We start from the raw sequence: 13,747 nt of genomic DNA, 5'->3' as shown, positions 1-13,747 counted from the left end.
CAGCGCGGCGCATTTTGCCCATTGTCATCGCTCCCCCCGGCGCTTTAGTGTGATGGTGTGGATTGAGCGCTGAAAAATACGCTCTTTCATTTGAGTTTCGCTGTTTCGAACACTTGTGTAGGCACATCTGCCGGCACGTTCGGGCAGACCGATCAGGCCTTTTTTATAAAGGCCGCCTTAACGCCGGGCCGCCCTTTTTGGAACGCACCGGATATATCATGGGCGCCCGAACACGGTGCCGGAGAAGCAACGCGATGACGCGCGCAACACAGGATAAAACTCCTCCAAGGGGCCCACGCGGTCACCTTGCCAGCGCGCCTGACTTCGCCACAATCAGACATCCCCTGCATCGTGCCGCCCCACCAGGGCGGGCGCGCGTGCCCGGATGCGAACGGACAACATGGCCAAGAAAATGCTTATCGATGCCACCCACGCCGAGGAAACTCGTGTTGTGGTGGTCGACGGAAACAAGGTTGAGGAATTTGACTTTGAATCCGAAAACAGACGGCAACTCGCCGGAAATATCTATCTCGCCAAGGTAACGCGCGTCGAGCCGTCGCTGCAGGCGGCGTTCATCGATTACGGTGGAAACCGTCACGGTTTCCTCGCGTTCTCGGAAATTCACCCCGATTATTATCAGATTCCCGTCGCCGACCGTGAGGCGCTGATGGAAGAAGAGCGCGCGTATGCCGAAGCCCAGGAGGCCGAGGAAGAAGAGCGCGCCAAGCCCAAGGGCCGCTCGCGCGGTGGGCGGGGCCGCTCAAGGGCCGCGAAGGCAGATTCTGATGATGCCGTGACCAGCGCAGAAGTGTCCGGCATGGAAACCATCGATCTGGACGAGAATGACGACGAGGGCAGTTCCCCTATGGAGCGCGTCGCAGAGACACCGGTGGAAGAGCCTGAGGGCGACGAGACTGGCGGCGAGACTGGTGCTGATACGGACGACGATAACGATGCGCCCAAACCGCGCCGTACCCGGACGCGCACACGTTCCAAGTCGACCGAAGACGACGGCGACGATGACGGCCCCGACGCCGCTGACAAGGACGACAGCATCGAAGTTGTCGCGGACGAAGACACCCAAGAGGATATCCGCCCGCCGCGCAAACCTCGGCCGCGCAAGTACAAGATCCAAGAAGTCGTCAAGGTCCGCCAGATACTGCTGGTCCAAGTCGTTAAGGAAGAGCGCGGCAACAAAGGCGCGGCGCTAACCACGTATCTGTCGCTGGCCGGGCGTTACTGCGTCCTGATGCCCAATACTGCCCGTGGCGGCGGCATCAGCCGCAAGATCACAAACGCGCCCGACCGCAAGAAGCTAAAGGAAATCGCCAACGAGATTGCCGTGCCAAAGGGCGCGGGCCTGATCGTGCGTACTGCCGGCGCCAAGCGGACCAAGCCCGAGATCAAGCGCGACTACGAGTACCTGCAACGCATGTGGGAGCAGATCCGGGAGCTGACGCTGAAATCGATCGCGCCCGCCAAGATTTACGAGGAGGGCGACCTGATCAAACGCTCGATCCGCGACCTCTATAATCGCGAGATTGACGAGGTTTTGGTCGAGGGCGAGCGCGGGTATCGGATTGCCAAAGACTTCATGAAGATGATCATGCCGTCGCACGCGAAGAACGTGAAGAATTACGTCGACACCATGCCGCTTTTCGCGCGGTTCCAAGTCGAATCGTATCTAAACTCGATGTTCAACCCGACCGTTCAGCTAAGATCGGGTGGCTATATCGTGATAGGCGTGACCGAAGCGCTTGTCGCCATTGACGTCAACTCTGGCCGCGCCACCAAAGAAGGCTCGATCGAGGATACGGCGACCAAAACCAACCTGGAGGCCGCCGAAGAGGTGGCGCGCCAGTTGCGCCTGCGCGATCTGGCTGGTCTGATCGTCATCGACTTTATCGACATGGACGAGCGCAAGAACAACGCCGCCGTCGAAAAGCGGATGAAGGATAAGCTGAAGACCGACCGCGCACGCATTCAGGTCAGCCGCATTTCGGGCTTTGGCCTGATGGAAATGTCGCGCCAGCGCCTGCGTCCCGGTATGATTGAGGCGACGACGCAGCCTTGCCCATCGTGCCACGGCACAGGGCTGATCCGGTCCGACGATAACCTTGCGCTCAATATCCTGCGCCAGGTCGAGGAAGAGGGCACCAAGGGCCGCTCGCTCGAAGTGCTGTTGCGCGCACCCGTCGGCATCGCGAACTTCCTGATGAACCAAAAACGCGAGCATATCGCGCAGATCGAGGTCCGTTATGGCCTGTCGGTACGGGTTGAGGGCGACCCGTCGCTGATCAGCCCCGATTTTGCACTGGAAAAGTTCAAGACAGCCACCCGTGCCGTGCCCGAGCAAGTCGCACGCGTCGTTTCTGTCGACAGCTCGCTGATGGATGATATCGACGCCGAGACGGAAGTTGATCCCGACGAGTGGCCCGGTGACGATGACGAGGCCGAAGATGAGAACGTCCAGCAAAGCCGCAGCCAGAACGATGCGGAGAATGGTAACGGGAACGGCAATGCCAACGGGAATGGCAATGGCGAGGACGAGGACGGCAAGCCGAAGAAGCGCCGTCGGCGTCGGCGTCGGGGTAAGTCGTCCAAATCGCGTGAAGATGGCGAGAATGGCAATGGCAACGGCGAGAATGGGAACGGTGAAAACGGGGAAAGCAGCGATGGCGACGCCGATGCTAACGCCAACCAGCAAACCGGCGATCATGCAGACGCAACGGATAACGGCGAAGTAAAGAAACGTCGTTCGCGTAGCCGTGGCCGCAAGCCCGCCTCGGATAACAATGACGCCGACCGACCAGCCGCCGCGACAGAAGTTGTCGACGCGGCAGAAGTTGCCGGCGAGCCAGATCAGACAGCCCAGCCGGCATCCGAGGACGCGCCGAAGCCAAAGCGCACTCGCAAACCGCGGGCCAAGAAGGTGGATGCCGACGCGCCAGCAGCAAGTCCCGAGACAGCGCCAGCCGCAGATTCGGCCGAAGATATTGCCGCCGAGGACGCGCCCAAGCCAAAACCGGCCCGCAAGCCGCGCGCTCGCAAGAGCGACGCTGCACCTGCGCAGCCAGTGGCCGACATCGCGCCCGAGATTGCGGTGCCTCCCGCGCCCGAGCCGCAATCGGCACCCGAGCCGACTGCAGCCGCCAAGCCAGCGCCTGAGCCCACACCACCAGCCGAGGCAGAGGCCGACGCGTCAAAGCCCAAGCGCAAGGGTTGGTGGTCACTAGGCCGTTAAAAAGGCGCCCAATTGGGACAGGCGGCATGGTTCGCCTGTTTTCAACCTGGTTCTAAGCATTAAAAAGGGCGTGGCCTGCGATGAGCCGCGCCCTTTTTGCTTGAGCGCTGCCTTTGGTAGAATGCGGTTTGGTAATTTTTCGAGAAAATGCGCTCAGCCGCCTTTGCGCACCAAATAGACGGTGCGCCCGGCATCCACTTGGGCCGATAGCAACTCATGCCCCGCCTCAGCGCAGAAATGCGGCACATCAATCGCCGCCGCCGGATCGTCGCAGATCAGCCGCAACTGATCGCCCGGCGCGAGGCGCGACATGCGCTTGCGCAGCTTCAAAACGGGCAGGGGGCACAGCAGGCCGATGGCGTCAATTTCTTCCATGGCGCGAGGCGTATCAGCCACTTGCACGCGCTGTCCACAAACTTGTGACTTCGGCCCGCGTGACGGCGCCGACCCGATGCGCTAAGGCAAGTCTATGTTCGGAATTGAAATCATGGACGCGGGCCTTATCCCCGCGATGATCGTTGCACTGCTGGCCGGGACGCTGTCCTTCCTCAGCCCATGCGTGCTGCCCATTGTGCCACCCTATCTGGCCTATATGAGCGGTGTGACCCTACCGGATCTGGAAAAAAATGGCGCGCATCGCCGTAGCGCCGTCGTGCCTGCGCTGTTCTTTGTGATGGGACTGTCGACGATTTTCTTGCTTTTGGGGGCTGCGGCATCGGCGCTTGGTCTGGCGTTTTTGCAATACCAGTCCACGCTCAGCGGTATCGCGGGCATTTTGGTCATGATATTCGGCCTGCATTTTTTGGGCATCATCCGCATTGGGTTTCTTGACCGCGAGATGCGCATGGATGCGGGTGATCGTGGCGGCACCGCGTTTGGTGCCTACATCCTCGGCCTTGCCTTCGCATTCGGCTGGACGCCTTGCATCGGCCCGCAACTGGGCGCGATCCTGTCGCTGGCGGCAAGTGAGGCATCGGTCACACGCGGCACAGCATTGCTGGCGGTCTATGCCATCGGGCTGGGCGTGCCCTTCATCCTTGTCGCCGCGTTCCTGCCACGTCTGACCGGCTTCATGAGCTGGATGAAACGGCACATGAACCGGATCGAGAAAATCATGGGCCTGCTGCTCTGGACCATTGGCCTCATGATGTTGACGGGCGGCTTTTCCGCCTTTGCCTTCTGGCTGCTCGAGACGTTTCCGGCGCTGGCCGTGCTGGGCTGAGGCGTTTGGCGCATGGCGCGGTACCTTCGGGTCTTACTCTTGCCCCGATCATCCCCTAGCATAGCGCGAGAGTTTTGATCCCGGATCCGCCCGCGCCATGGTACCCTGTCCTGCCACCCGACCGACCACCGCCGCGCTATCCGATGCCTCGCCGGTGGCCGTGCGGCGCGTGTTCTACATCCCTGGCTACGATCCGATCCACCCCCGCCGCTACCGCGAGCTATACCGCAAGGAAGGTGCAGCGCAGGCCGAGATCTCGGGCTACGATCTGGACCTGACTGCACGCATCGGCAGTCCAAAGAGCACCGGGGGCGGCTATGGCTGGAGCGTCGCGAGCCGCATGGACGGCGCAGTGGTTGCCAGTGAGGTCGACGTGCTGGTCTGGTCCGACATCGTGCGCAACTCGATGAGCCACACGATTGCCGCCACCTATATGCAACTGATCCGCACCGCGTGGATATATATCAGTACGGGCGCGCTATTCCGGCTGATGCGCCTGCGCAAAGGTCCGGTGATTGCAGCGCTCTATCCGGTGGGATTTTTACTGCTGCAAGCCGCGTTGGCCTGCGCTGCGTTTGCCGCCGTTTTGTCGCTTGGTATCTTTGCCACCGATCACGCAGAGCGTGCGATATGGCCGGACCCCGCTTATACGCCGCTCATCAGCTACGGCGCAGCGCTGTCGGCGATGCTCGGCCTCATTACCGGGTACGCCGTGCTGCGGTGGTTCAAGGCGCGCGACGGCAAGTTCTATGCCTACTATCTGATGCATGACTACGCCTATTCCGCACGGCACGGCGGCGCAAACCCGCCTGCGCTGGAGGCACGGCTGGCCGAATTCGCGGATGAAATCGCAGGCGCATTGGCTGGCGGCGCGGACGAGGTGCTCGTCGTCGGCCACTCCTCCGGCGCGCATTTGGCGGTGTCGATCCTTGCGGATCTGATCCGCGATGGGCGCGTCCCTTTGAGCGGCCCTGCGCTCTCGCTGTTGTCGCTGGGGCATGTGGTGCCGATGGTTTCGTTCCTGCCCGGCGCATATCGGCTGCGGGCTGATCTGGAATTTCTCAGCCAATCGCGCGCGCTAACTTGGGTGGATGTAAGCGCACCTGGTGATGGATGCGCATTTGCGCTGTGCGATCCTGTGGCGGTCTCAGGCGTTGCGCCGCCGCGCAAGCGCTGGCCGTTGGTTTTGTCGGCGGCGTTCACCCAGACGCTTAGCCCTGCGCGCTGGCGCGAGCTGCGGTGGAAGTTCTTTCGCCTGCATTTCCAGTATCTCTGCGCCTTTGACCGGCCCGGTGATTACGATTATTTCCGCATTACCGCTGGGCCAATGACACTGGGACAACGCTATGCAGGTCGCGCGCCCTCGGCCAGCCGGATCGAGCGGGCAGTGAACAAATACACTGGGACGGCGCCATGATGCTGCCGCCCAAACCGCCCTCGCGTACGGGCCGCGTCTCGCTCTGGCGGTATTTGCAGCTGTTCCGCGCGGATATTCTGTCGGCCCAGCCTGCGCGCCTTTATCGCGCTTGGATGGCCGAATTTCGCACGCCGTTCTTTCGCTCATACCTGTGCAACCAGCCAGATCTGGTCGATCTCGTGCTAAAAGGGCGGCCCGATGATTTCCCAAAATCAGACCGCGTGCGTGAGGGCCTGACGCCGCTTTTGGGAAATTCGGTGTTCGTCACCAATGGCGAGGTTTGGAAGCGCCAGCGGCGCATCATTGATCCGGCCTTTGAGGGCGGGCGTCTGCGCCTTATTTTTCCCGCGATGCTGGAGGCCGGGCAGAGCGCTGTGCGCCGCCTTGCACCGCTGGCCGACGGCACCGCCCGCGATATCGAGGGTGAGGCGAGCCATGTGGCCGCCGATGTGATTTTTCGGACACTATTTTCCATCCCTATCGAGAACGAGGTTGCCAGCGCCGTATTTAACGAGTTTCGAGACCATCAGCGCACTCAACCGGTGGTGAACCTTGCCGCACTGATCCCGCTGCCCACATGGATGCCGCGCCCGCATAGTCGCCGCACACGGCGCACGGCCCGTGCCATTCGCGATCTCATCCGCCAGTTGACGACGCAGCGCATGGTCCAGATTGAGGCGGGCGAGGCACCGGACGATCTGGCGACCAAGATTATGAGAACGGCAGATCCGCAAAGCGGCGAATGCTTTGGTACCGAGGAGATGGTCGATCAGGTTGCGATCTTTTTCCTCGCCGGGCATGAAACCAGCGCATCGGCGCTTGGCTGGGCGCTGTATATGCTGGCGCTGTACCCTGACTGGCAGGATAAGGTCGCGGCTGAGGCCGAGGCGGCCTTTGGCGGCGGCGCGCCCGAATTCTCGCATATGTCAAAGCTCAGCCAGACGCGCGACGTATTTCGCGAGACATTGCGCCTCTATCCACCGGTGCCAATGATGGTGCGCGAGGCCCGCTGCCCCGAGACATTTCGCGGCCGCGATATTGCGCCCGGCAGCCAGATCGTCCTCAGCCCATGGCACCTGCACCGGCACGAGCGGATTTGGGACGCGCCCGATGCGTTTGACCCGGGACGTTATGGCACGGAGGCGGGCCGCAAATGTCTGCGCGAGGCGTTCATGCCATTTTCAGCAGGGCAGCGGGTTTGTCCCGGCGCAGGCTTTGCCATGATAGAGGGCGTTTTGCTGCTGTCGATGCTGGTGCGCAGCTATCGGTTTGAGCCCCTGCCAGAGAGGCCAGCGATGCCCGTCGCGCATCTGACGGTGCGGGGCAAGGACGGCATCTGGCTGAGGATCACACCGCGTTAACCCCGCATCCGGGCGCCGTCTGCGTCAAAGAGCGGTTGGGTAATTAGCGTGGCATCGCACATCTGGCCCAGTATCTCGATCTGCGCGGGGCGGCCTGCACTTTTCATCTCGCGCGGGATCAGCCCCAGCGCGATGGATTTGCCCGCATGATGCGAGTACCCGCCCGAGGTGACAAAGCCGCGAACCTCGCCGTCCAGCCAGATCGGCTCATAGCCGTGGGCATCCGCATCTGTCGTCTCTACCTCAAACGCTACCAGCTGGCGTGCAGCGCCTGCGCTGCGCTCTGCCTCGGCAGCTCTGCGGCCAATGAAATCGCTGTCCTTGGACCAGTGTACGAACCGGTCCATGCCTGTCTCGCCCGGCGTATAATCGGGCGAGAATTCCGCGCCCCATGAGCCAAAGAATTTGTCGAGGCGCAGCGACATCATCGCGCGCATTCCGAAAGGGCGCATTCCGTGCGGTTTGCCTGCGGTCCACAGTGTATCCCACAACGCGCGCTGCTCCATGGGGTCGCAGTAAATCTCGTACCCCAGATCGCCTGTGTAGCTGACGCGCTGGATCAGGCAGTTAGCCATGCCCACGCCCGCATGTCGCAGATCCATAAAGCGCATGTCGCCAACAGCGTCCCGTGTGCAGGCCATCAACACATCACGCGCCTTTGGCCCGGCGATTTGAAACCCGGTCAATCGATCACTGATGTTTTCGATATGCACGGCGTCTGCCTCGTTTTGGTGGAACCAGCGCATGTGCATAGCCTGCGCACCGTAGGATGCGGTCAACTGGAACGCGTCTTCGGAGAGGCAGGAAATTGTGAAATCCCCCAAAAGACGCCCGGCGGGTGACAACATCGGTGTCAGCGATAGGCGCCCCGGCTGAGGCACGCGGCCGGCCATGATCCGGTCCAGCCACGCGCGCGCGCCTGTGCCCGTAACCAGATATTTGCCAAAGTTCTGAACCTCGTTGATACCAACGGCGCCGCGAACCGCACGCACCTCGCGCGCGGTCGCCTCCCACGCGTTCGAGTGGCGAAAACTGGGTGTCTCGTAGCGCGGCTCGCTGTCCTCGGCAAAATAGTTTGCCACCTCCAGCCCGAATTGCGCGCCCCAGACGGCGCCCATGCCGTCCAGCAGATCATACGCGGGGGTGGTGCGAAAGGGGCGGGCGGCTGGCAATTCCTCATTGGGGTAGCTGACGGAGAAACGTTTTTGGTAGTTCTCATTGACCTTGGGCCGAGTGTAGCCGGGTGTGATCCAGTCGCCAAAGCGGGCGACATCCATCGCCGATACGTCGCGCTCGCACTCGCCTTGGGTCATCCATTGCGCCAGCATCAGTCCGACGCCGCCGCCTTGGGAAAATCCGGCCATGACGCCGCATGCCGACCAGTATCCGCGCAACCCCGGCACCGGACCGACAAGCGGATTGCCGTCGGGCGCAAAGGTGAAGGGGCCGTGAATGACCGATTTGACGCCCGCCCGCTCCAGCGCTGGAAAGCGGCGATAGGCGAATTCGATGCTGGCCTCGATCTTGTCCAGATTATCGGGCAGTAGTTCGTGGCCAAAGTCCCAAGGCGTGCCGTCCACGGCCCATGGCTTGCACGGCTGCTCGTAGAACCCGATGCAGAGGCCGCGTCCTTCTTGGCGCAGATAGCTCTCGCCGGCGGGGTCCATGACGTGCGGATGCTCGGTGTCGCGCTCAACGATCTCGGGGACGTCGTCGGTAACTATATACTGGTGCTCCATCGGGTGCAGGGGCAGGTAGAGGCCTGCCATCGCGGCCACCTCGCGCGCCCAGAGGCCGCCGGCGTTAACGATGTGCTGCGTATGGATAGTACCTTTGTCGGTGACCACATCCCAACTGCCATCGGGGCGCTGGCGCGTTTCGCGAACCATTGTGTGCGTCTCGATCGTGGCGCCGCCCATCCGGGCCGCCTTGGCATAGGCGTGTGTGGTGCCAGAAGGGTCCAGATGCCCGTCGAGCGGGTCATAGAGGCCGCCGACAATCCCGTCGATATTCGTGACCGGCGCAATTTTCGCGATCTCCTCGGGCGTCACGATATGGGTGTCGAGGCCCATGTAACGATGCTTGGCCCGCTCGGCCAGCAGCATGTCAAAACGGTCCTGATTATCGGCCAGTGTAACGCCGCCCACATGGTGCAGGCCACAGGACATGCCTGTGATCTCCTCCAGCTCCTTGTACAGCCGGATCGTGTAGCCCTGAAGCGCGGCCATATTGGTGTCACCGTTCAGGGTGTGAAACCCGCCTGCTGCATGCCAGGTGCTGCCGCTGGTCAGCTCGGACCGCTCGAGCAGCATAACGTCGGACCAGCCCAGTTTGGTCAGGTGATACAGCACGCTACAGCCGACGACGCCGCCACCGATGACGATGGCCTGAGTTGTGGTTTTCATGGACGTGCTCCCTCTCGCTGTTAACCCAATCTGGCGTGCTAGGAGGGCGCCGCGCATGTGCGCATGCGACGGGATTTGTCGCGAACAGACCACACGCGCCCGCCGGGCGGCACTGGAACCTGCGCTGATCGTTCTATATGCCAGATGCATGAATAATATTCTGCTGATCCCCGCGACCCTGTGGCGCAAGGCGCGCGCCTATTCGCAAAAACTGTGGGTGCGCGTGCTGGTCATGGGCCTGCTGTCGGTCGCATCACTGGGATTTACCCAGCTGATCGAGATGATTGTGCCGGATAAGATGTCGTCGATCATGACGGGCGCGTCCGCCGACCGGCTGCTGGATATCATCGCTAGTGCCATGCTCTCGGCGACAATTTTTTCTATGACGGTGATGGTGTCGACCTACCGCAGTTCCGCCTCGCAATGGACGCCGCGGGTGCATCAGCTGATTATGCAGGACACCGTCACGCAAAAGACGCTGGCGGCCTTCATTGGCGCTTATCTTTATGCGTTGGTGGCGATTGTCCTGCGCGAGATGCGCGTCTTTGGCGACGATCATGCGCTGGTCATCTTTTGGCTAACGGTGTTGGTGCTGGCGTATGTCGTGTGGTCGCTGGTGCGCTGGGTGCTTCATCTGCAAACCTTTGGCAGCCTGCTGCACACCACACGCCAGGTCGAGGGGATTACCAAGCAACGCTTTCAGGAGCGTTTGAAAACGCCGTGCCTTGGGGCAAACCCGTTATGTGACGGAGTGCCGGACGACGCGAGGCCAATTGATGCGGATCAAAGCGGCTATATCCAGCACATTTACCCCGAAGGGCTGAACACCGTTGCCGAGCGGTATGATGTCCGCTTTTACCTGCCTCAGCCGATTGGCCACTTCGTATTCCTGCACGAACCGCTGCTATGGTTCGAGGGCGATGTCAGCGAGGAGGATCGCGAGGAATTTCTGTCACTGGCGCGCGGGCATATCAACGTGAATGACCTGCGCGACTACGACCAAGACCCGCGCTTTGGCCTTGTCGTGATGGGCGAGATTGCATCCAAGGCGCTGTCGCCCGGCATCAACGATCCCGGCACGGCCATTGATATCATCACACGGGTAGGGCGCATTCTGTCCAGCTACTCCAGCGAGGATCAGCCTACTGGCGCGGCAGATGACGGCGAGGCCAGCGCCAAGGACGGCCCCGATGGCCCACATCTAGATCGGCTGTGGGTGCCACCACTGATGCCGAACGATCTGCTTGATGACGGTTTTGGCGCGCTGACACGTGACGGCGCGCAGGTTTATGAGGTGCAGCACCGCTTGCAGGCCACGCTGGCTGGGCTCATGCACCACCCCGACGAGGGGCTTCAGAACGCGGCATTCCATTTTGCCGACACTGCGCTGCGCCGTGCGCTGCAATCTATGAATTTCGCCCCCGACCGCGAGCGTCTGCTAGCCAGCGTTAGTGAGCGGCTGCGACTGCGCGTTACGCAGACTTAAGTGGCAGATAGACAGTCATAATGCGCCGATTTGCCTCACTGCGACGAGGTATGTCGCGGTGAGGCAAGTTTGCCGCGCGCGGCGTCGCCAAATTGGCCTCGAATCGCATCAAGGAGAGCATGATGAAAACCCACGCACAGGCCGTTGTGATCGGCGGGGGCGTCATCGGATGCTCAATCCTTTATCACCTGACCAAGCTGGGCTGGACCGATGTGGTGCTGCTGGAGCGTGATGAGCTGACAAGCGGCAGCACCTGGCACGCGGCGGCCAACATCCACGGGCTGCACGACAGCGCCAACATCAGCCGCCTGCAGCATTACACCATGACGCTCTATAACCAGTTGGAGGCCGAGACAGGCCAAAGCTGCGGTGTATTTCAGCCCGGCTCGCTCTATCTGGCTCAAACCGAAGCGCGCGAACATCAGCTGCGCCTTCAGGCGGCCAAGGCCAAGCTCTATGGCATGAACTTTCACGAAATCGACCGCGCCGAGGCTGAACGTCTGCATCCGCTGGTCAATTTTGACGGCATTCGCTGCATCATGTGGGAACCCGATGGCGGCAACGTCGACCCTTCGGGCGTGACGAGCGCCTATGCGGCGGGCGCCCGGGCGGCAGGGGCGGAAATTCACCGCTTTACCCCCGTCACGGCCACCGTGCAGCAGCCAGACGGGACGTGGATGGTGGAAACGCCTAAGGGCAACATTCACACGCCTTGGGTGATAAATGCGGCCGGCCTCTGGGGCCGCGAAGTGGCGGCGCTGGCGGGGATCACTCTACCCCTGCAACCAACCGAGCATCAGTATTTCGTGACCGAGACTATTGCCGAGATCGCTGGCATGGACCGCCGCCTGCCATCGGTCGCGGACCGCGACGGCGAATATTACCTGCGCCAAGAGGGCAAGGGCCTGCTGATCGGCGCTTATGAGAAAAACATGCGCTTTTGGGCCGAAGAGGGCACGCCACTGGATTTCGCACATGAGCTATTCGCGGATGATCTAGACCGGATCGAGGACAACATGATGCGCGCGATTGAGCGCGTGCCAGCGGTGGGCGCGGCGGGCATCAAGCGGGTCATCAACGGCCCGATGATCTGGACCCCGGACGCCAACGTCATCCTCGGCCCTGTGCCCGAGAAAAAGGGTTATTTCTGCTGCAACGGCATCATTCCCGGCTTCTCCCAATCCGCTGGCATGGGCCTCATGGTCGCCGACTGGATCGTAGAGGGCGAGATGCGCTACGATATGTTTGCATGGGATATGGCGCGGTTTGGCGACTGGGCGGACAAAGCATTTACTAAGGCAAAGGTGGGCGATCAATACGCCAACCGCTTTGCCATCCACTTCCCCAATGAGGAACGCGCGGCAGGCCGCCCTTGCCGCGTGCGCCCTGCCTACGCGATGCAAAAGGAGATGGGCGCCGTATTTGGCCTCAACTACGGGTGGGAGCATCCTTTGTGGTTCGCAGGCCAGCCCGGCACAGTCGATACCAATGGATTTACACGACAGAACTGGTGGGCGCCCGTTGGGGATGAGGCACGGATGCTGCGCGAGGCGGCGGGCATCATCGACATCTCGAACTTTGCCAAATACCGCTGCAAAGGTGCCGGCGCTGAGGGTTGGCTGAACGCCGTTTTTGCCAACAATATGCCAAAGGCGGTGGGCCGGTCGTGCCTGACGCCGCTGATTTCGGTGCGGGGCGGCATCGCCGGCGATTTTACCGTCACGCGCACTGGCGAGGATGAGTTCTACATCATCGGATCGGGCATGGCCGAGCGCTATCATGCGCGCTTTTTCCAGATGGTCCCGCTGCCGGACGGCACTCTGTTCGAGAGCCGGACCGAGGCGATGTGCGGCTTTAACGTGGCCGGGCCGAAATCCCGCGAGATGCTGCAAAGGCTGACAAACTCCTCGCTCGCGACAGCTGATTTCCCCTTTATGCGCTCGCAGAGGATCGAACTGGCCGGGGTGGATTGCCTCGCCCTGCGCGTCAGCTTTACCGGTGATCTGGGGTGGGAGCTGCACTGCGCCGCCGCCGATCAGGTGCAGCTCTATACCGCGCTGCTGGAGGCGGGGCGCGAGGTTGGCGCAGGCCCCGTGGGTAGCCGTGCCCTGATGAGCCTGCGAATCGAAAAGGGCTATGGCAGTTGGTCGCGCGAATACAGCCCCGAATATTGGCCGCAAGAGGTAGGGCTGGCAGGGCTGGTCAAAATGAACAAGGATTTCCTGCACAAGGACGCGGTGGCGGGCGTCTTGGCAAAGGACCCGCGCGAAACGCTGGTTCTGCTGCAGCTGGATGAGGCAGATACCGCTGCCTCAAACGCTGACGCGACCGGGGGCGAGCCGATTTTCAAGGACGGGAAAGGTATCGGGCGCGTGACATCGGGCGCTTACGGTTATTCGGTCGGGATGAGTCTGGCACTGGGTTACGTGAAGGGCGCGGTGCCCGGCGATAGCGTCGAGGTGATGGTACTGGGCCGTCCGCATAAGGCGGTGATCTTGGCCGAGCCGCCATTTGATGCAAGCGGGGCGATCTTGCGGGGGTAGCTCCGGGCCACACGCAGCAGAAATAGTGCAGGTTTTCTCCCCAACCTTGAATTGTGCGGTTGCCTTGGT

Annotated in this window: 8 protein-coding genes; 6 read left to right on the top strand and 2 right to left on the bottom strand. The window is 61.7% G+C overall.

The window, feature by feature from the left end:
- The first annotated feature begins 400 nt into the window (after nucleotides 1-400).
- Nucleotides 401-3,244, top strand: a complete 2,844-nt coding sequence (locus MK6180000_RS08655; protein WP_138934357.1) for an Rne/Rng family ribonuclease — start codon at nucleotides 401-403, stop codon at nucleotides 3,242-3,244.
- Between the two features lie 153 nt (nucleotides 3,245-3,397).
- Here the strand turns inward: MK6180000_RS08655 and MK6180000_RS08650 are convergent, their stop codons facing one another.
- Nucleotides 3,398-3,619 (bottom strand): sulfurtransferase TusA family protein, encoded by a 222-nt coding sequence (locus tag MK6180000_RS08650; protein ID WP_138936419.1) that lies wholly within the window; start codon nucleotides 3,617-3,619, stop codon nucleotides 3,398-3,400.
- A 94-nt stretch (nucleotides 3,620-3,713) separates the two neighbouring features.
- On the opposite strand from MK6180000_RS08650, the gene MK6180000_RS08645 reads away from it, so the two are divergent.
- From MK6180000_RS08645 to MK6180000_RS08635, 3 genes are all read left to right on the top strand, one after another.
- Nucleotides 3,714-4,466 carry a cytochrome c biogenesis CcdA family protein gene (locus MK6180000_RS08645; RefSeq protein WP_138934356.1) on the top strand — a complete coding sequence of 251 codons (753 nt, stop codon included), beginning with the start codon at nucleotides 3,714-3,716 and terminating at the stop codon, nucleotides 4,464-4,466.
- Nucleotides 4,467-4,563: 97 nt separating this feature from the next.
- Complete coding sequence (locus tag MK6180000_RS08640; protein ID WP_246040468.1) at nucleotides 4,564-5,883, top strand: hypothetical protein; 1,320 nt, start codon at nucleotides 4,564-4,566, stop codon at nucleotides 5,881-5,883.
- Nucleotides 5,883-7,244, top strand: coding sequence for a cytochrome P450 (locus MK6180000_RS08635; protein WP_138936417.1), 1,362 nt, complete (start codon nucleotides 5,883-5,885; stop codon nucleotides 7,242-7,244). The genes MK6180000_RS08640 and MK6180000_RS08635 overlap by 1 nt, the downstream gene beginning before the upstream one ends.
- On the opposite strand, the gene MK6180000_RS08630 is transcribed toward MK6180000_RS08635, so the two are convergent.
- Nucleotides 7,241-9,649, bottom strand: a complete 2,409-nt coding sequence (locus MK6180000_RS08630; RefSeq protein ID WP_138934355.1) for a GcvT family protein — start codon at nucleotides 9,647-9,649, stop codon at nucleotides 7,241-7,243. The two genes, MK6180000_RS08635 and MK6180000_RS08630, sit on opposite strands and share 4 nt — an antisense overlap.
- A 148-nt stretch (nucleotides 9,650-9,797) precedes the next feature.
- On the opposite strand from MK6180000_RS08630, the gene MK6180000_RS08625 reads away from it, so the two are divergent.
- Together MK6180000_RS08625 and MK6180000_RS08620 are read left to right on the top strand one after the other, a co-directional pair.
- Nucleotides 9,798-11,135, top strand: coding sequence for a DUF2254 domain-containing protein (locus tag MK6180000_RS08625; RefSeq protein ID WP_138934354.1), 1,338 nt, complete (start codon nucleotides 9,798-9,800; stop codon nucleotides 11,133-11,135).
- 122 nt (nucleotides 11,136-11,257) lie between these two features.
- A complete protein-coding gene (locus MK6180000_RS08620) occupies nucleotides 11,258-13,678 on the top strand; it encodes a GcvT family protein (RefSeq protein WP_138934353.1) in 2,421 nt (806 codons plus the stop codon).
- Nucleotides 13,679-13,747 lie beyond the last annotated feature (69 nt).

It is taken from the genome of Roseovarius arcticus (genome assembly GCF_006125015.1).
GTDB classification, from domain to species: domain Bacteria; phylum Pseudomonadota; class Alphaproteobacteria; order Rhodobacterales; family Rhodobacteraceae; genus Roseovarius; species Roseovarius arcticus.
The sequence above is the reverse complement of the archived record's forward strand: the minus strand, read 5'-3'. Positions and strand labels throughout refer to the sequence as shown.